Source organism: Bacillus zhangzhouensis, assembly GCF_000715205.1.
In the GTDB taxonomy this organism is placed as follows: domain Bacteria; phylum Bacillota; class Bacilli; order Bacillales; family Bacillaceae; genus Bacillus; species Bacillus zhangzhouensis.
Genome location: NZ_JOTP01000041.1, coordinates 1 through 17563, shown reverse-complemented (window position 1 = coordinate 17563; position 17563 = coordinate 1). Strand labels below are relative to the sequence as shown.

The 17563-nt window shown below is 39.7% G+C and carries 23 protein-coding genes, 1 tRNA gene, 1 pseudogene and 1 riboswitch; of the genes and pseudogenes, 12 read left to right on the top strand and 13 right to left on the bottom strand.

What is annotated here, in order from left to right:
* Positions 1-119: 119 nt before the first annotated feature.
* The 5 genes from BA70_RS18075 to BA70_RS18055 all read right to left on the bottom strand — a co-directional run bounded on the left by BA70_RS18075 (position 120) and on the right by BA70_RS18055 (position 2759).
* Complete coding sequence (locus tag BA70_RS18075; RefSeq protein ID WP_034325107.1) at positions 120-563, bottom strand: CotY/CotZ family spore coat protein; 444 nt, start codon at positions 561-563, stop codon at positions 120-122.
* A gap of 210 nt (positions 564-773) precedes the next feature.
* Positions 774-1265, bottom strand: a complete 492-nt coding sequence (locus BA70_RS18070) for a CotY/CotZ family spore coat protein (RefSeq protein WP_017367028.1) — start codon at positions 1263-1265, stop codon at positions 774-776.
* Between the two features lie 147 nt (positions 1266-1412).
* On the bottom strand, positions 1413-1895 hold the full coding sequence (locus tag BA70_RS18065; RefSeq protein WP_034325106.1) for a spore coat protein: 483 nt from the start codon (positions 1893-1895) through the stop codon (positions 1413-1415).
* A gap of 88 nt (positions 1896-1983) precedes the next feature.
* Positions 1984-2319 (bottom strand): hypothetical protein, encoded by a 336-nt coding sequence (locus tag BA70_RS18060; protein ID WP_034325105.1) that lies wholly within the window; start codon positions 2317-2319, stop codon positions 1984-1986.
* 44 nt (positions 2320-2363) lie between these two features.
* Positions 2364-2759 (bottom strand): spore coat protein, encoded by a 396-nt coding sequence (locus BA70_RS18055; RefSeq protein WP_230030893.1) that lies wholly within the window; start codon positions 2757-2759, stop codon positions 2364-2366.
* Between the two features lie 167 nt (positions 2760-2926).
* Here BA70_RS18055 and BA70_RS18050 point away from each other — a divergent pair, with 167 nt between their 5' ends.
* The 5 genes from BA70_RS18050 (at position 2927) to spoVIF (ending at position 4403) form a co-directional block, all read left to right on the top strand.
* Positions 2927-3277 carry a DUF1360 domain-containing protein gene (locus BA70_RS18050; RefSeq protein ID WP_034325103.1) on the top strand — a complete coding sequence of 117 codons (351 nt, stop codon included), beginning with the start codon at positions 2927-2929 and terminating at the stop codon, positions 3275-3277.
* Between the two features lie 71 nt (positions 3278-3348).
* Entirely contained in the window at positions 3349-3477 is a 129-nt protein-coding gene (locus tag BA70_RS20875) for a hypothetical protein (RefSeq protein ID WP_008355383.1), read from the top strand.
* An 86-nt stretch (positions 3478-3563) separates the two neighbouring features.
* The gene (locus BA70_RS18045) at positions 3564-3785 is read left to right on the top strand and encodes a hypothetical protein (RefSeq protein WP_034325102.1); all 222 of its coding nucleotides are present in this window, start codon (positions 3564-3566) and stop codon (positions 3783-3785) included.
* Between the two features lie 84 nt (positions 3786-3869).
* Positions 3870-4007, top strand: coding sequence for a YjcZ family sporulation protein (locus BA70_RS19770; RefSeq protein WP_003212017.1), 138 nt, complete (start codon positions 3870-3872; stop codon positions 4005-4007).
* Between the two features lie 138 nt (positions 4008-4145).
* Complete coding sequence (spoVIF, locus tag BA70_RS18035) at positions 4146-4403, top strand: sporulation-specific transcription regulator SpoVIF (protein ID WP_008348417.1); 258 nt, start codon at positions 4146-4148, stop codon at positions 4401-4403.
* A 46-nt stretch (positions 4404-4449) separates the two neighbouring features.
* Here the strand turns inward: spoVIF and BA70_RS18030 are convergent, their stop codons facing one another.
* The gene (locus tag BA70_RS18030) at positions 4450-6732 is read right to left on the bottom strand and encodes a UvrD-helicase domain-containing protein (protein ID WP_034325101.1); all 2283 of its coding nucleotides are present in this window, start codon (positions 6730-6732) and stop codon (positions 4450-4452) included.
* Between the two features lie 126 nt (positions 6733-6858).
* Between BA70_RS18030 and BA70_RS18025 the strand changes: the two genes are divergently transcribed.
* A complete protein-coding gene (locus BA70_RS18025; protein ID WP_034325100.1) occupies positions 6859-7116 on the top strand; it encodes a hypothetical protein in 258 nt (85 codons plus the stop codon).
* Between the two features lie 84 nt (positions 7117-7200).
* Here the strand turns inward: BA70_RS18025 and BA70_RS18020 are convergent, their stop codons facing one another.
* The 3 genes from BA70_RS18020 to BA70_RS18010 are packed head-to-tail and all read right to left on the bottom strand — an operon-like array spanning position 7201 to position 8947.
* Positions 7201-7635 (bottom strand): GNAT family N-acetyltransferase, encoded by a 435-nt coding sequence (locus tag BA70_RS18020; RefSeq protein ID WP_034325099.1) that lies wholly within the window; start codon positions 7633-7635, stop codon positions 7201-7203.
* Positions 7636-7641: 6 nt separating this feature from the next.
* Positions 7642-8154, bottom strand: a complete 513-nt coding sequence (locus BA70_RS18015; RefSeq protein ID WP_034325098.1) for a YjcG family protein — start codon at positions 8152-8154, stop codon at positions 7642-7644.
* A 52-nt stretch (positions 8155-8206) separates the two neighbouring features.
* Positions 8207-8947: an alpha/beta hydrolase gene (locus BA70_RS18010; RefSeq protein ID WP_034325097.1), complete on the bottom strand. Its 741-nt coding sequence runs from the start codon at positions 8945-8947 to the stop codon at positions 8207-8209.
* Between the two features lie 220 nt (positions 8948-9167).
* Positions 9168-9289: riboswitch (SAM riboswitch) on the top strand.
* Between the two features lie 78 nt (positions 9290-9367).
* Here BA70_RS18010 and BA70_RS18005 point away from each other — a divergent pair.
* The 3 genes from BA70_RS18005 to BA70_RS17995 all read left to right on the top strand — a co-directional run bounded on the left by BA70_RS18005 (position 9368) and on the right by BA70_RS17995 (position 11861).
* Positions 9368-10486, top strand: a complete 1119-nt coding sequence (locus BA70_RS18005; RefSeq protein ID WP_034325096.1) for a methionine biosynthesis PLP-dependent protein — start codon at positions 9368-9370, stop codon at positions 10484-10486.
* Positions 10483-11661 carry a cystathionine beta-lyase gene (gene metC / locus BA70_RS18000; RefSeq protein WP_034325094.1) on the top strand — a complete coding sequence of 393 codons (1179 nt, stop codon included), beginning with the start codon at positions 10483-10485 and terminating at the stop codon, positions 11659-11661. The genes BA70_RS18005 and metC overlap by 4 nt, the downstream gene beginning before the upstream one ends.
* Positions 11662-11788: 127 nt before the next feature.
* Positions 11789-11861: transfer RNA gene (locus BA70_RS17995), tRNA-Val, on the top strand.
* Between the two features lie 324 nt (positions 11862-12185).
* Here the strand turns inward: BA70_RS17995 and BA70_RS17990 are convergent.
* Positions 12186-13172, bottom strand: a complete 987-nt coding sequence (locus BA70_RS17990) for a YhdH/YhfP family quinone oxidoreductase (protein WP_034325093.1) — start codon at positions 13170-13172, stop codon at positions 12186-12188.
* 112 nt (positions 13173-13284) lie between these two features.
* Between BA70_RS17990 and BA70_RS17985 the strand changes: the two genes are divergently transcribed.
* Positions 13285-13704: a MarR family winged helix-turn-helix transcriptional regulator gene (locus BA70_RS17985; protein ID WP_034325091.1), complete on the top strand. Its 420-nt coding sequence runs from the start codon at positions 13285-13287 to the stop codon at positions 13702-13704.
* A gap of 449 nt (positions 13705-14153) precedes the next feature.
* Positions 14154-15149: a porphobilinogen synthase gene (hemB, locus tag BA70_RS17980; protein WP_034325090.1), complete on the top strand. Its 996-nt coding sequence runs from the start codon at positions 14154-14156 to the stop codon at positions 15147-15149.
* 209 nt (positions 15150-15358) lie between these two features.
* Here the strand turns inward: hemB and BA70_RS17975 are convergent, their stop codons facing one another.
* Together BA70_RS17975 and BA70_RS17970 are read right to left on the bottom strand one after the other, a co-directional pair.
* Positions 15359-16303, bottom strand: a complete 945-nt coding sequence (locus BA70_RS17975) for an acetyl-CoA carboxylase carboxyltransferase subunit alpha (RefSeq protein ID WP_034325088.1) — start codon at positions 16301-16303, stop codon at positions 15359-15361.
* Between the two features lie 32 nt (positions 16304-16335).
* Positions 16336-16782 (bottom strand): MarR family winged helix-turn-helix transcriptional regulator, encoded by a 447-nt coding sequence (locus tag BA70_RS17970; RefSeq protein ID WP_034325087.1) that lies wholly within the window; start codon positions 16780-16782, stop codon positions 16336-16338.
* A gap of 513 nt (positions 16783-17295) precedes the next feature.
* Between BA70_RS17970 and BA70_RS20870 the strand changes: the two genes are divergently transcribed.
* Positions 17296-17418 carry a hypothetical protein gene (locus BA70_RS20870; protein WP_262982642.1) on the top strand — a complete coding sequence of 41 codons (123 nt, stop codon included), beginning with the start codon at positions 17296-17298 and terminating at the stop codon, positions 17416-17418.
* A gap of 29 nt (positions 17419-17447) precedes the next feature.
* Here the strand turns inward: BA70_RS20870 and BA70_RS19765 are convergent.
* Positions 17448-17563: pseudogene (locus BA70_RS19765) on the bottom strand (acetyl-CoA carboxylase carboxyl transferase subunit alpha); the annotation flags it as partial.

Here is a 17563-nt window from a genome sequence, read left to right as displayed (position 1 = left end):
ACACCTTCCTTTATTATGCTTTTCTATATTATAAAACGGGGGAAAGGAAACTTTAAGGAAAAAAATAAAGCTGTCGAGATTTTCTCGACAGCCTGAGTCCCATTTAGGGACTTTTTTTGTTAGCAGCTACGGTTGATGAGTCGAGGATTTAAGCACTCGATTGCGCAGAAGCAGTCAAGATCCACTTCGATGCAATACTTCGATTTTTCTAATCGGAACACATCACATACTGAATCTTTATCTGTAAAATCTAAAATATGACGGTCTTTGTCAAATGCAATAAGCAAGCTGAGTGTTGCGCAGTGATCAGAGATGTGTTCGACTCTGAAAAATGCAGTGCTGAAGCAAGGTCCTGCATCTACTTCTCCGACGTTTCCGAATGCGACAAATGGTTTTGATTTGGATGTAAATAGAACAAACGGGACAGTGTCACCTAATGAATGTGATGGAGAAAGAAGATTGCTGTAACAGCTAGTCGGGCATTCTTCTTCGACGGCATTTTGTAAGTCGTTAATGTTTTCAACAGCCTCTGCTACACAGTTCCATGAATGTTTGCGGCTCATATTCAACCCTCCTATACAAGGAATTTTGTTTGAGTATTTGAGCACTGTCATCATCTACAAGCGATATGTTGTGTTACGCCTGTTGAAGCCTTTTGGTTCAATCAATGCGGAAGCGGCAGCTCTTTTGCTGACTCCTCCGCATGATTGGTTGTCATTCGTAAGGAAGGGGATGCTTTGACTCATGACAAGTTAGGTCAACGGACGATTTGTTTAGCCGTGGTGATGATGTTTTTTATCTTTCGTTGGCATGACTCTGTCTACAAGTTCTGGGTTTAAACATTGGATCGCGCAGAAGCAGTTCAAATCAACCTCAATACAAAAGTCCGTTTTTTCTAGACCAAAGAAGTCAGGGTCACAAGGGTGACACACGCTCAGCGTATGTCCGTGTACATCAACAGGTCTTAATACAGATAACGTAGCACAGCAGTCGTGTAATTTTTCAACCCGGAAGAAGATGGATTCGAAGCATTGGCAATCGTCAACAAATCCTCCAATGTTTCCGAAAGTAGAAAACAATCCGCCCTTTTTATCAAAAAGTAAAAACGGAATTGTATCTTTTCCAGAAACTGTCGGGCTTAATAAATTACTGTAGCAGCTCGTAGGACATTTATCTTCTACAGCTTCCTGCTCTGCTAAAATCTTATCAACCGCATCGCATACACAGTTTTCATCATGTCGGCCATGGTGTTTTCCGCAGCTCATGGATTTCAGCTCCTTTAACAAGGTATTTGACTTTAGTCCTTAACAACATATGTATGCGCCCTCTAGTTGGTGTGGGTAAATGACTATTTATATTTGTTGTATTTTTGATAAAAAGAAAAGCAGAGCTTTTCGCTCTGCTTTTGTACATTAGAGGATACCAATTGCAACGATTGTCGCAACAAGTGTTTGTGTAAGTGTTTGGATTGCGATTGAGATGTCCGCATCGATTGTAGATACTGTAACGTTTCTTGAATTTTCGATGACGAGTTTTTGACGGTTTGTTTGTTTGTGAGTAGCGGCTTGTAAGAGATCTTGAGTAACGCGGTCAGCCAAATCACCATCAGCGATTGAGATGTTTGTAATTGTGATAATTGCTGTTTGAACAGCTACTTGGATAGATGCTGCGACTTGTGCGTCAACAGAAGATACGTTAATGTCACAGGAGTCTCTAACGATAATGACTTCCTCAGATGTCTGCTTTGTTACACTCACTTGATCAAAGTCTTGTAAGACATCTTCATCATCAAAAAAGTGGCCGTCACAAACTGCTCTTCTTTCATAGTTGTGCTCCTCGCCGTGATGGGTACAGTTACGATCTAGAGCGACCCAAGAGTATGGTTTAGAATCCATTTCTATTCCTCCTTCCGTTTACTTTATTAAATGCTGGAATGAATGGTTTTGTCTCGGGCATTTACCCTAGCAGGCAACCCATTTTTATTTAATCGTTATTTTGCTGCGCTTGACGGCGCTGTTGAATACGATCTCGAAGCGAATTTCGTTTTGTGCGGACTTGTGGTTCAGGTTCGACGTCTTCAACATGTTTTACTGCTTCAGCCTGCCTTTTTTTCTCCTGTTGCTGTTCTACGAAATCATTCGCCTTCTTTTGTAGGTCCTCAACTAATTTCAGAATCATTCTTCTCTGATCATCTGAGATATTTGCTTTCTGATCATCGGTGATATTGTTTTTGTTTAAAATATCACTCACAAGAAGACTTGTTAATGGGTCAACATCTGTATTGATTTGAAATTCCTTTTTTTCGTTCTCTTCAGCCACGATTATTTCACCTCTTTCATACGTAATGTTAGAAAAAGAAAGGGTCAAAGAATGCCGGCTTCAACTAAGAGTACATTCAGTGTTTGAGTGAGAATTTGTACAGAGTTTAGAATGGATGCATCAGATAATGTAATCGTGACGTTATAACAATTGATGATTTGAATCACAGTTTTCTTTTGGACTGTCACTTGTTGTGTGGATAAAAGCTGCTCTGTGATGTCTGTAGCCAATTCATCGTCTGGTACAAGAATTTGAATTAAAAGAGTAATGATTGTCGTTACGGTCGCTTGAAGGGAGAGTGCAGCTGTTACATCTGTTTTATGAATCGTGACATTTTCGGAATCCTTGATTTCGATGAAATCATCATAATTGCTGATTAATTCGTTTAACAGTTGTGTGTATAATAAATCAGCACTTTCTTCAATAGACAATACTTTCACTCCTTTCTTATCTATACATTATTTAATGCAGCAGGGTCTCAAGGTGGAATCAGAAAGCATGAAAAAGTACAACCCAATTTTATTTCCACTCGATTCATCATGGTGGTCTTTCTTTTTGCATATATAAAGAAAGGACGGAAAAAGAAAAAAGAAGGAGGTGGAGGTTCCTGAGCGGTACTTTGTCATTTGCTATATTTGCCCTCGCATCCTTTAGATTGACGAGGTTAATTGTGTTTGATACCATTACGGCCCCTTTCCGCCGTCTATTTCATGAAGAACAGGAAGAGGTCAACGAACAAGGTGAAGTCGAGACATATATCATCATTAAAGGAAAAGGGCTGCGGTCTTGGGTAGGTGAGCTGTTAAGCTGTTATTGGTGTACTGGCATATGGTGCACTGCTGCTTTACTTGTGATTTACATACTTTTTCCTGTCATCAGCATGTGGCTAAATTTACTATTAGCGATTGCCGCAGCAGCAGGCATGATTGAAGCAGTCGTGTCGAGGCTTGTGAAATAAACAGGCATTCTGATCAGACACGCTTTAAAAAAATGCATATACTAACATGGAATAGGAAAGGAAGGGTTGCGATGAAACCAACTGAAACGCCGTCACATATGCTTCAAGGTTATCCAGCGCAGTCAAATCAACAATCTGTTTATACGAAGAAAATCAAGAAGACTGGCTGCGGCTGTGGAAAGAAAAAGAAATATCAATAGGAGAAAAAACAAAAGCCGGATTTATCCGGTTTTTTTGTTGCCCTTTTTTTGAGTTCAGCATATGAAAGAGAGAAGGGGTGACCAGAATGGACGCATTCGAACAATTAATCGGCTCTTTGTTCACTAAACCGCATGATGGGAAAGAACAAGCGCACGAAAAGGCTGAAATGGATCTAGCTGATAAGGCGAATGATCTTGAGCAGCACTTAAAAGCTTTTGGCGTGAAGATGGATGCTTTTGCGAAAGAAACAGAAGCATTCATGATACGTCATGGAGAGGCAGATTACGTCTTTAAACAGCAGAAATAAAAATTCCGCACTTTTTTATGTGATCGTCCAAACCATTTCTTTCATTTTTCATACTTTGTAAGGGAGAAGAGGAGGTGCTTAAATATGAGTTGTTACGGTTACGGTGGCGGTTCTTGCGGAGGTTATGGCGGCGGCTACGGCGGCGGTTATGGTTCAACATTCGTTCTTGTTGTCGTGTTGTTCATCCTTCTAATCATCGTTGGTGCTTCTTTCTTTAACTAAACAGTAAGAAGGTGAGGGAAGCAATGGGGGAGCCTTTTGCTTTCCTTTCTCTTTGGTCTAACAAGGTAGTAGGATAGGCACATATCTCGCCTATTTTCATATAGTAAGGTGATTACTCCACAAAGAGGAGGCAAATGAATGGATAATAAATTCTTTAAAAGCGTTGAAAATAAAACAGGTGTGAATATGAATGATGTCTTTAAGCTTGCAGGTTCTTTGCAAAATGCCAATTTTAAAGATGAGAATACCGTTCGAGGTGTCATTAAAAAAGTAGCGCAGCTTGCAAACAAACGTGTACCTAAAGAAATGGAAGACAAAATCGTTCAATCGATTACAAGTGGGAAAGAAAAGCTTGATTTCAATACAATCGCTAAAATGATGAATAACAAAAAATAAACAACAGGCTCTCCGCTCAAAGGGGGGCCTGTTGTTTTTGTTTGAATCATTCACGATTTTTCTTTAGAAGAGGGTACAAAAAGCGAGAACGATGAGCGGTTTTCCCTCTTCTACATGATGGAACAGATAAATAGAGAGATTGTTCTGCTCTTGTCATAGCAACATATAATAAGCGCCGCTCTTCTTCAAGGGCTTCTTCATCACCGTTTCTCAGTTCATCAAGTGAGAAATCATGAGGCAGTGCCCCGTCAACCACACAAGTGATGTACACCGTTTGGAATTCAAGTCCTTTTGCACGGTGAATCGTCATGAGCTGAACGCCTGGCTCATCTGTTTTTTCCTTTTCAGCAGATTTCATGTGTTCGGCATGTGCGAGAAAGGCTTCAATTGTTTCAAAGCGTTTTGCAGCTGTTTTCACATCACGTACATCATCTGACCCTTTTTCAAGCACATTCGTATCGTTCACACGTTTTTTTAAGTAATCACCAAGTCCCATCTTTTGTTCAATAAACACCACAGCGTCAGACGGCTTTAACGTTCGTAAGGTTCGGAACAGAGGAACGATCGATTGCAGCTTTTTACGCTGAAACGGCTGAATGTCTGTTAGTTTTCCAAGGGCGTCTACCATTGAACAATCCTCCGTGATGGTCAGCGCCTTCAGTGTGTTCAGTGTTTGCTGCTTTAAAAAGAAGACCGGCAGCAGCTGTTTCATTGCAGCCACATCATCTGCATCCTGACTTAAAGAAAGAAAGGCAAGCAGCACTCGAACAATTCGTCTGCTATAGAAGGCTTTCACGCCAGCATCTGTCTCATACGGAATCGCCGATTGATGCAGCCGTTCATAAATGGCTCGTCCTCCCGTATTGGTTCTAAACAGCACACAGACATCATTCGGCTTTGCTCCATTTTTAATTTTCTCCTGAATATCTGCCACAATCATGGTCGCTTCCTCTTCCTCGTCATACGGATAAAAGAGAGTGGGAGGGATTTTCTCCGCACGAACCGCTTTTAACGACTTCGCATAGCGATGCTGGTTCTTTTTAATAATGGCATCTGCACTTGCGACAATCGTATGGTGAGAACGGTAATTCGCATGTAATTGGACGACCTGAGCGGAAGGGTAGTCCTGTTTGAATTCAAGAATGAAAGCAGGGTTGCTGCCCCTAAAGGCATAAATGGCTTGATCATCATCACCTACACAAAATAGCTGCTCTGATTCCCCGGCTAAAAGTTGAATCAATTCATATTGAACCGGATTAATATCCTGAAATTCATCAACTAAAATATACTTGAATCGTTCTTGATATCGTTTGAGCAGTTCAGGCTGTTCCGTCAGCATGTGTAAGCAGGCAATGGCCATGTCATCAAAGTCAAATTGCTGATGGTCTCGTTTCTGCTGTTCATACGATTGATAGATCGTCCAGATTTTTTTGTCTTTTTCATCTTTCAGCTCAGGAAGTTCGCCGGGTAAAAAGGCATTTTTCCAATAGCCGATCGATTGTAACACTTGATCAGTAGGATAGTCTTTCTCATCAAGTCCTTCATTCATGATTGCTTTCCGAAGGTACTGTTCCTTTTGCCAGTCGAACTTGATCAGGTGCTGGCCGTTCCATTTGTTCGGATCATCGTGAAGCAGCATTTTATAAAAAAGACTGTGGAAGGTGCCCGTTACGACTTGGTTCGCCTGTGATGGCTGAAGCTGGTATTGCTTGCGCAGTCGTTCTTTCATTTCACTGCTGGCTTTTGTAGTGAAGGTCACGAGTAATATGTGGTGAGCAGGAATTTGATGGTGTGAGATCAGATAGGCCGCTCTAGCCGTCAGCACCCTTGTTTTCCCGCTTCCGGCACCAGCCAGAACAAGCATTGGCCCATCTTTATGTGTGACAGCTTGAAGCTGCGGCGCGCTAAAGGTGATTTGAGGAAAAAGGTCGATGGTATGTACTTGTTCATTCTCTTCTAAATGTAAGACTTCGCTGAATTGAATCGACCTTGGTTCCTGCCAATCATACGATTCCTTTGTTTGCGAGATGACCTGTTTGCCAGTTGGAAAACGGAAGCCGCCAAGTTCTTTGTAGGAAGCACTTTCCTCTGGTTCTTTCTTTTTTTTCATGTCTTCTTGTTCTTCTGCTTTTTCGCATATCTCTTGCTGAGATGTTTGCTTATGAATAAAGGCAGGCTCTTCATGTATATTTAATCTGAAAAAGACTGGTTGTCCGCAATATGGGCAAGATAAGTGCCCTTTTTTTCCCTCATCATGGAGGAATTGATAATGTTCTCTCGAATATGTATGTAATGAGATCGTTCGATCATGTCGTCGTGCGCATTTCAAAGCTAGTCCTCCAATAGTCAATCAATCTTAAAAAGAAACAAATCTAATCATATCAAATGAAGTGTGTTTCAAACAGTCATAATTAGGGAATAGTAGAATAGAAGAGAAGCTAAGGAGGCGTTCTTGATGGGATATATAGCCCCGATTCAGCCGGATCTGTATTTTCAATATATCAATCGTCCTGCTCCTCAGGATAAAGAAGACTATGCGAAAGTGACAAAGGTTACTCGCACCTTTCATGACAAGGTATACAGAGAGCTGGAGAAAAAAGAGGACTTAGTGACAGAAGCAGAAACGAAAGTACAGCAAAAAAAGCGGGAACGCTTTGTGCGAGATATGTTTATGGAGGAAGGCAAGGGCATTCACATCAATGCTTATATATAAATGATTGCGCTTTCTTACCTAGACGAACGATAATGAATAATGAAAAAGCCAGAGCATCCATGATGCCCTGGCTTTTCTCTTTGATCAAACAGATAGCGTTTTTGTCATTTTGACATGTGTGATACCCGCTTCTTCAAATGGTTCAGAAACGGCTTTGTAGCCTTTCTTTTCGTAGAAAGGAAGAGCTTGGACTTGTGCATGCATAACAGCTTCCTTCGCTCCCTTGGAAGTGGCTTCTGTTTCTAGCGCCTCTAATAGTTTGTGACCAAGACCAAAAGAGCGCGCCTCTTTTAACACACAAATCCGTTCAAGCTTTGCCTTGGGACCTTCAATAATACGCAGTCTAGCGGCAGCCTGTGGCTTTTTGTCATCGTTATAAATGACAAAATGGATGGCTTCGTCTTCTAGTTCATCAATTTCGATCTCAAATGGGACTTCTTGTTCTTTTACGAACACTTCTTTTCGAACGTAATATGCATCTTCTCGTTGTGTTTGTGTTTTTGCGATAACTGTTTTCAAATGTCTTTATCCCTCTCCTAAAATAAATGTTTCATAAACGGTCCAAGATCCATTCTCTAATTGATATAAAAGGTGGAAGCGGTCAACCGTTTCCTCATGATCAATCTTTCTCAGCTTTAATGTGCCAAGTACGTCTGAATGCTCATCATCTGATAATTTTTGAGCCACTGTTACATGCGGAACAAATGCATATTCAGGTGTGCCAGCAAGTGGATCAGTGTACAATTTTTCATTTAGAGTCATTAATTCCTCGTTCGGATCTACTTTCATATAAATGACGTTGTTTACAGGAGCGAATGAACTGAATTTTTTAATACGTAAGGTAATAGGAGAAGCATTCTTTGCATACTCTCGCAAGGTTGAGACGACCTCTGCTGCTTCTAGATCCGTTAATTCAAAAGGTGTTCTTAATGTTAAATGAGGCGGTATGAGTGCATAGTTCGGATCATAACGTTTCCGATAAGAGTTCGCAACATCTTGCAATTTTTTTGATGGAAATATAACAACTCCGTATTTCATCATGTTCCCTCCTGATTAAGAAAGTATTTATTATTGTTTATTATAACAAAATTCAGTTGATTAACGAATATGGGAGCATTCTTTTTAACGAAGGGGCAATGAGTGGCTGCCAAAACGTCCATTTATGATCCCCTGCGAATGTCTCAAATAAATAATCCGCACCAGACTGTTCAAGAAGGGCCTTTAAGTCTTCATTCGGTTTGATAAAATCAAGCACTTGGCCATCTGTTGTTTTCACAGCCGTTTCTTCCAATCCAATTTGATGGATAATGGCATAATGAGAAAGTGCTGTTGTCTGTTTGACGGCTTCTAAGACCGACTTATCAACATATGGAGACTGCAAAATCAGCCCACCAAATAAAGAAGGATAATCAATAGCTGTCATGAGTGAGATCGTAGCGCCTAGTGAATCCCCAATAAATGTACGTCCTGACCCAATTTGATACGTTGGATAGTGTTCATCAATATAAGGAACGAGTTCATTTGCCAAAAAGCGTTTATACGCCTCAAACTTTGTGCCATCTGGGTGATACGTATTTCGCCTTTCAGTGACATTTTCATAAGGAACACCAATGATAATCGAGCGTTCCATTTCTTTGTTTTGCATCAATTCTTCCGCCTGTCTGCCTATTTTACCTAAGCGGAAATAATCATGACCATCTTGTGCAATGATGACATGATATGTATAAAGAGGGGAGTAATTGACTGGCAAATAGATTAAAACGGTCATGTCCGTTCCGAGTTCTTTTGATTGTAAGATTTCCTCTTGTATGATTCCTGTTTTCTTCACCATAATCCATTCCTCCAGCTAACCAAATTCATCACAAGTGAAACGTTTCCATTCATTGTAACATGAAAAACATCGTTGTTCCTATATGCTAACATGCAATCAAATCGACTGACATCCATTCTGTTATAAAATACAGAAAATTTTAATTAATCATGACATTTCCCCTTGAAAAATGAGTTTTAATGCGTTACAGTATTAGGAATTAGAACAGACAGACAACACATTCTTATCGTGAGAGGTGGAGGGACTGGCCCTTTGAAACCTCAGCAACCGGTATGCATCACTTCATGTGATGTACCAAGGTGCTAAATCCAGCAAGCAGCTTTTTTGCTTGGAAGATAAGAGGAAGCGATTAAACCCCTTCTTCTTATGAAGAAGGGGTTTTCTGTTTTGAAATCAGATTTTTACTTAGGATGGTGTCATATGAAAGAACATGTGGAAACGAAATTAGCGCAAATTGGAAACCGTAGCGAAGAGGCGACTGGCACTGTCAGTCCTCCCATTTATCTTTCAACAGCATACAGACATAGAGGCATAGGTGAATCAACAGGTTTTGATTACATTCGAACGAAAAACCCAACTAGACAGCTTGTAGAGGATGCGATTGCTTCACTAGAAGAAGGGACGGCCGGTTTTGCTTTCAGTTCGGGAATGGCAGCGATCCAAACGATCATGGCTCTATTTGAGAGCGGAGATGAACTCATTGTCTCATCAGACTTATATGGCGGAACATACCGTTTGTTTGAAAACGAATGGAAAAAATACGGTTTGCGTTTTCTTTACGATGATTTTTCAGATGAAGACTGTTTACGCTCTAAAATCTCGCCAAACACAAAAGCCGTCTTTATTGAAACGCCGACAAATCCACTCATGCAGGAAGCAGATATTCAAAAAATAGCGCAGATTGCAAAAGAGCATGACGCTTTGGTGATTGTCGATAACACCTTTTACACACCAGTCTTGCAAAAGCCGATTACGCTTGGAGCGGACATTGTCATTCATAGCGCAACCAAATATTTAGGCGGACATAACGACGTCCTTGCCGGGCTCGTTGTCACAAAAGGGGAGCAGCTATCTGAAGACATGTTCCAGCATCAAAATGCCATCGGAGCGGTTCTATCTCCATTTGATTCATGGCTTTTAATGAGAGGGATGAAAACATTGGCTCTTAGAATGCGCCAGCACGAGGCAAATGCGAAGGAGTTAGCAGAGTTTTTAGAGAAGCAGCCTGAAATTCAAGATGTTCTTTACCCAGGAAAGGGAGGGATGCTGTCATTCCGAGTAGCCAAAGAGGACTGGGTCAATCCATTTTTAAAGCAGCTGAAAACGATTTGTTTTGCTGAAAGTCTTGGCGGAATCGAAAGCTTCATTACGTATCCTGCCACGCAAACGCACATGGACATTCCAGAAGAAATTCGCATTGCAAACGGTGTGTGTAACAAACTGCTTCGTTTCTCTGTTGGCATTGAGCATGTGGATGACCTAAAAGCAGATTTGAAACAGGCACTATCACAAGTAAAAGAGGAGGTACACGCAAAATGACCACACACGATTGGACTCTCGAAACACAACTTGTTCATAATGCGTTTAAAACAGACCGGTCAACAGGTGCAGTCAGTGTGCCGATTCAGCATGCGTCCACATTTCATCAAAGCAGCTTTGATGAATTTGGCCAATATGACTACTCCAGATCAGGGACACCTACACGTCAAGCATTAGAGGATACCATTGCAGCGTTAGAAGGAGGAACAAGAGGGCTTGCCTTTGCATCAGGCATGGCAGCCATTTCGACCGCTTTTCTTCTTTTATCAAAAGGAGATCACGTCCTTGTCACAAGAGATGTGTATGGCGGAACATTCCGTATGATCACGCAAGTCCTTTCGAGATTTGGAATTGAGCACACCTTTGTGGATATGACAGATTTAAATGAAGTCAAACAAGGCATTCAATCGAATACGAAGGTCATTTATATGGAAACACCGTCAAACCCTACACTAGGCATTACGGATATTGAAGGCGTCGTCCAGCTTGCAAAAGAGCATGACTGTTTGACCTTCTTAGATAATACGTTTTTAACGCCTGCTCTTCAGCGGCCGCTAGACCTTGGCGTTGATATTGTGCTGCACAGCGCAACGAAATTTTTAAGCGGCCACAGTGATGTGCTGTCAGGCTTAGCAGTGGTTAAAGATGAGAAGCTGGGAGATGACCTATATTCGCTGCAAAACTCCTTCGGTGCGGTCCTTGGCGTGCAGGATTGCTGGCTTGTGTTAAGAGGGCTAAAAACCCTTCAGGTCAGATTAGAAAAAGCAAGCCAAACGGCATTCGAACTGGCTTCATTTCTAAAAGAACATCCTGCGGTGAAAAAAGTATACTACCCAGGCTTAGATGACCATCCAGGTGCAGACATTCAGCGTAAGCAAGCAAGCGGAGCAGGAGCTGTTCTCTCATTTGAACTAGAAAACCAAGCGGCAGTCAAAGAATTAGTGGATGCGGTCACATTACCTGTATTCGCCGTCAGCCTTGGTGCTGTCGAATCCATTCTTTCCTACCCGGCAAAAATGTCCCACGCGGCTATGCCAAAAGAAGAAAGAGAAAAAAGAGGGATTACAGATGGGCTGCTTCGATTAAGTGTGGGAGTCGAAAACGGAGAAGACCTCAAACGCGACTTCAAACAAGCACTCGATCAACTAAAGCCCGTCCTTGTCAACCAATCATAAGGAAAGAATAAAGCCGGCATGGCCGCCGGCTTTTTGACCTTTTTAAACAAAACCATTGACGACTTATCATGATGGTTATATAATAGAGACTGTCAGTAACAGAAAGCCCAGAACTGATACATAACCCGATTCCGTAGCTCAGCTGGGAGAGCGCTACCTTGACAGGGTAGAGGTCGCTGGTTCGAGCCCAGTCGGAATCATCGTTGAAACCCTTGCATAGCAAGGGTTTTTTGTTTTTTGACAACGAATATTCGTTCTGTTTCTTTTGATTGGGGACGAATTGGGGACGAACTTTATCCGCCAGATTGTTTCTCAGTATTTTTAGGATCAAAACGATTAAAGTGTTCTGCAGTGTTAAATTCTAATTTGTTTGTGACATGACTATAAATATCTGAGGTTGTTTTAGCACTAGCATGTCCCGCTCTTTTTTGAATAGATGTACCCCCACCTGTTTGGGATGGGGTACTGCATCAATACATTCAATATTTGTCTGGTGTAATTTAAATAAATAAAGTTCGTTTATCTTAATATTTAATAATGGTTCTTCCTAAATGTTGACCATTTTTAATGGCTTCAATTTTTTCAGGTAACGTATCGAGAGTAATCTCATTGACTAGGGTCGTTTGGGAGATATTCCATTCGTTTGCTATCTCGTTCCAAATTACTTTGCGTTTATTGATTGGTACATTTACAGAATCGATCCCTAGAAGGTTGATTCCTCTCAGAATAAAAGGTAACACAGTTGTTGTTAATTTAATTCCGCCTGCATTCCCGCACATGCTCATGCTTCCACCATAAGAAATTTGAGGAATGATCACAGAAGCCACATCTCCTCCTACGGTATCTAAAACGAAGTCAAATTTTTGCTTGTTTAATGGTTTTTTTAGCTCTCCTAACTCGTTTGCAAAAATGACATCAGTTGCTCCTAAAGATTTTGCTATATCAGCTTGATTATCTTTACGCACTAAAGCAAAAATATTTTTGTACCCAATTTTAGATAATAATTGTATAGCAATGCTACCAACTCCACCAGTTGACCCCGTAACGAGTATATTAGGTTGATTTTTCGTACTCATACCATTTTCCTGTAAAGCCATGATAGAAAGAGCTGCGGTAAAGCCTGCTGTTCCAAAAATCATTGCTTCTTTTAAAGTCAAGTTATTTGGCAAAGGAACAATCCAATCCGCAGGTACTCTAGCATATTCAGAAAAACCTCCAGTGTGGCTCATGCCCATAGCGAAACCTGTGACAATAACTTGTTGACCCTCTATGAAACGATTATCTGTTGTATGAACGATAGTTCCACTTAGATCAATTCCAGGAATCATTGGATAGTTACGAATAATCCCTCCATTTTTTTGAACAGCCAGCATATCTTTATAATTGATTGAAGAATATGCTACTTTAATTAATACTTCTCCTTCAGATAAATCATTAACACTTACATTTTGAAGATCATAACTAACTTGATCATTTTTTTCTGTAACTAGAATCGCTTTAAATGAATCCATTGTTTATCTTCCCCTCTAAAAATATATCATAACAAAATATTTCTGGTGCAAAAGTATTTCAATTAAAAAACTACCATGATATTATAGGTGAAGTCAATGTGGGGGAGATAAAATGGAATTATCAGAGTGCATAAATTTTTTACTAAGTGTTAGTCAAAATAAAGTGTTTAAGTACTTTAGTAAGCTTTTAGAGGAATGTGATTTGACACCCGCTCAATATGGTGTGTTGAACTGTCTGTGGAGAGAGGGCCAGCTATCTCCTAAACAAATTGGAGAACTTGTATATTTAGAAGCGTCAACAGTTTCTGGAATTTTAGATAAAATGCAAAAAGCTGACTTAATTGAACGCACAATAGATCCAAACAATCGAAGAAATATTTTAGTAGAGGCTACTCAAAAATCTTTAGTCATTAGAGATCAAGTTGAAGCAGCAACAATTGAGCTGAACAAGACAGCGCTTCAAAACTTGTCAAATGATGATAAGGTTGTACTAAAGAAAGCATTAAGTACAATTATAAATAATTTTCAATGATGTATTTTTTATAGACAAGTTTTATATTAAACCGATAACTATCACAAGCTCCTTTACAGGAGCTTTTTTTTTGGCGCTTTGTAAATTCCTGGATGTGATAATGAATATAAGAGATAGGTGTTTTATGTGAATTAGGTAAGGGATGGACAAAATTCTTTCTTCACGTGTTGGTTTGAAAATACCGGAACCAATTTAACCGGCTTTGAAGGGTCATGAAGAATCCTGGATTTCGACATGGCTCACTTTGAAAACATCTAACGACCAAGTGTTCATTAATATACCTTTAAAGTGAATAGTTACGTCTGTTAAGGTTCAAGTCAGCAATTAAAGGTACTATACCGACAGGAGAAAGTTAATTCCAGCTGGAAATCGAGCTTTTTGTTCAAAGTCGGTATATAATTGAGCAATAATAAAACCACTAGGTAAAAAAACAGTAGGAGATGATATTGATGGAGAGTTTTCCGTCCATTCGGATGAGAAGAAATCGAAACAATGACTGGAGCCGCAGATTGGTCGCTGAAAATCGATTGTCTGCTGATGATTTCATTTGGCCAGTTTTTGTTCGGGAACAACCGGGAGAGGAAGAAATTGTTTCGCTGCCAGGGCAGTTGCGAGTCGGACTGGATCGACTTATTGAACACGTGGGACAGGCAGTAGAATTGGGAATTCCAGCAGTTGCGCTATTTCCTGTTATCGATCCAGAAAAAAAAGATGCAGATGGGAGTGAGGCGACAAATCCGGATAATTTGATTTGTCGGGCAGCCCGCGAGCTTAAGAGAGCATTCCCGGAACTCGGATTAATCGGTGATGTTGCATTAGATCCTTACACCACTCATGGGCAAGATGGAATTTTACGTAATGGCTATGTCGTAAACGATGAAAGTGTAAGTAGATTATCCGAACAAGCCATCATACTTGCGGAAGCTGGTTTTGATGTTGTAGCTCCATCCGACATGATGGATGGGCGTATAGGTGCTATACGGAGTGCTTTAGAGGAAAAGGAACTGGTCAATACAAGAATTCTATCGTATGCGGTGAAATATGCATCCGGCTTCTATGGTCCTTTCCGTCAAGCTCTGGGGAATGTATTATCTGGGGATAAAAAAAGCTATCAAATGGATTCTGCCAATAGCGATGAAGCCCTTCGAGAGGTAGCGCTTGATTTGAATGAAGGCGCAGACATGGTCATGGTAAAACCAGGGCTGCCGTATTTAGATGTCATACATAGGGTGAAATCGGAATTTAAAGTTCCTACTTTTGCTTACCAGGTTAGTGGAGAATATTCAATGTTGATGGCAGCTATTCAGAATGGTTGGCTTGATGCAAATGTTGTAATTGAAGAATCATTAATGTCGTTCAAACGCGCCGGATGCGATGGCATTTTGACTTATTTTGCTTTAGATATGGCTCGGCGACTGAGAGATGGAGAATCTCAAAACATATAGGCAAAATGAAAACAGACCATGCAGGGTCTGTTTTTTTATGAGGACGATTTGAGGACCTTCAGAAAAAGTATTGATGGAAGAAAATCCTTTTTCATACCGATCACACACCTTTTAATAGTATCAGCATATCCAGTTTAAGAGGTTACTTACAAAATATTTAGAATTCTTTGTAAGAATCCTCCTAAATGTAATATGGACTTTAAATATTTTCATTTATAATTCTCTATTTGTCTATACTTTTCATATCGCTGTTGTATAAGCTCTTCCGAGGATAATGGTATCAATTTTTTTAGAGATGATTCGATCACAGATTCAATCATTTTTGCCTGTGATTTTATATCATTTTGTGCTCCACCTTTAATTTCAGGAATGATTTCATCAATAATTCCTAAATGTTTTAAATCTTTTGCTGAAATTTTCATATGTTCAGCAGCTTCTGGAGCATACTTAGCATCCTTCCATAGGATAGATGCTGCTCCTTCTGGCGAAATTACCGAGTACCATGAATACTCTAACATATGGATATGGTTACCGACACTAATGCCAAGAGCTCCACCACTTGATGCCTCTCCAATTACAATACAAACAATCGGGACCTTAAGCGTAGCCATTTCCAAAAGATTTCGAGCTATCGCTTCAGAAATTCCACGTTCTTCAGACCCTTTCCCTGGATAGGCGCCTATTGTATCAATAAATGTAATAATAGGGCGATTAAATTTATCAGCTTGTTTCATAAGTCTTAGCGCTTTTCTATATCCTTCTGGATGTGACATTCCAAAATTTCTTTCTATATTTTCCTTTGTACTTCTACCTCTTTGATGACCAATAACCGTAACGGGCATCTCTTTAAATTTTGCAATACCACCTATCATTGCTTTATCATCACCATATAATCGATCACCATGAAGTTCGAAAAAGTTTGTAAACAATAAAGGTATATAATCCAATGTCGTGGGCCGGTTACGTAGCCTTGCAATTTGAACTCGTTGAAAAGGTGTAAGATTAGAATAAATTTCATCTTGCATTTTATTTAAACGTTTTTCTAATAAATGAATTTCTGACGATAAATCTACATTATTTTCTTTCATCATTTTCTTTAATTCATCAAATTTCTCTTTTAGTTCAATAATAGGACGTTCAAAATCCAAACTCATTTTATCCTCCAAAGGTTATGATTTACCTCACTCTAATCAAAAGACTTAGAAATAGAATCAATAAATAATTCAAAACCATCCACAACTATTTTTTGTTCTGATTCTGATAAATTATTGAGGATACGTTGATAAAATGTAAGGGATTGTTCTCTTAAGCGATTAACAGTAATGTGACCTTTTTCTGTGAGGTGCAGAAAAAGTTCTCTTCTATTTTTTTCATTTACTTCACGATAAACAAGCCCCTTTTTTACTAACTTATCTACCAATCTACTTACAGTTGAAGTATCTAATCTAAGTTTATTGGATAGTTGCCAAACAGTTAATCTTTCCACCTCTAATTCCTCTAACGCCATCATTTGAGAAGTTGGTAGAGGTTTTTCAAATGGTCCATTGGGCAAATTTTGAGATTCAAAAACCCCAGTTATTATAATCATTTTCTTAATATCTGTTCTTAGTTTTAAGGCATCTTCTCTTTTCAAAAAGGTCACCCTCCTACAATTCGTGCATCATACATCAATTGTATTATACATCAATATGATTTTTTCACAAGCTTAACATAAGCCAATATGACAACATGGACGAGATATTTCTTCTTGTTAAAATGGTTTAAGTGGATTGTTTTCTACAAATGGCAGAACATCAATTATGTATCAGGGACCTTTATGGGGTACCGCTCATCGCAATCAAGCTAAGAAAATAAAACTACCCCAAAAACGAAAATCTAAATTCTTAAGTTGATGGGCATGTGAGGAAGCCCCTAACAAGCTTTATGAAAATCTTAGAAGCGATTTAGGTTAATAATATAAATGAGGAGCAGCTTGCCGAGGTGTTTCAGTATTTAGCGCAGAAACAGCTATTCGCTTCTGCTGTGAAGCAAGTTATATAGTATATCCAGATGAGTAGGGGGAAACAAGGTCGATTTGAAGAAGCTACGGTTGCTGATCAAAAGATATTAGAAACACAACTCAAAATTCAGAGAGAGGATTGTTTGTATGACTTTTAAGAAGGATTTTACGATGATTGCTCTTACGGTGATTTCAACTGCAGGAATGTACAGTATTGCAGCAGATCGAAACACAACGATGATCGATCCAAACTCAACATTTGAAAACTAATAGGCAAAATGAAAACAGACCTTGAGGGTCTGTGATTTTATATCATTTTGTGCTCCACCTTTAATTTCAGGAATGATTTCATCAATAATTCCTAAATGTTTTAAATCTTTTGCTGAAATTTTCATATGTTCAGCAGCTTCTGGAG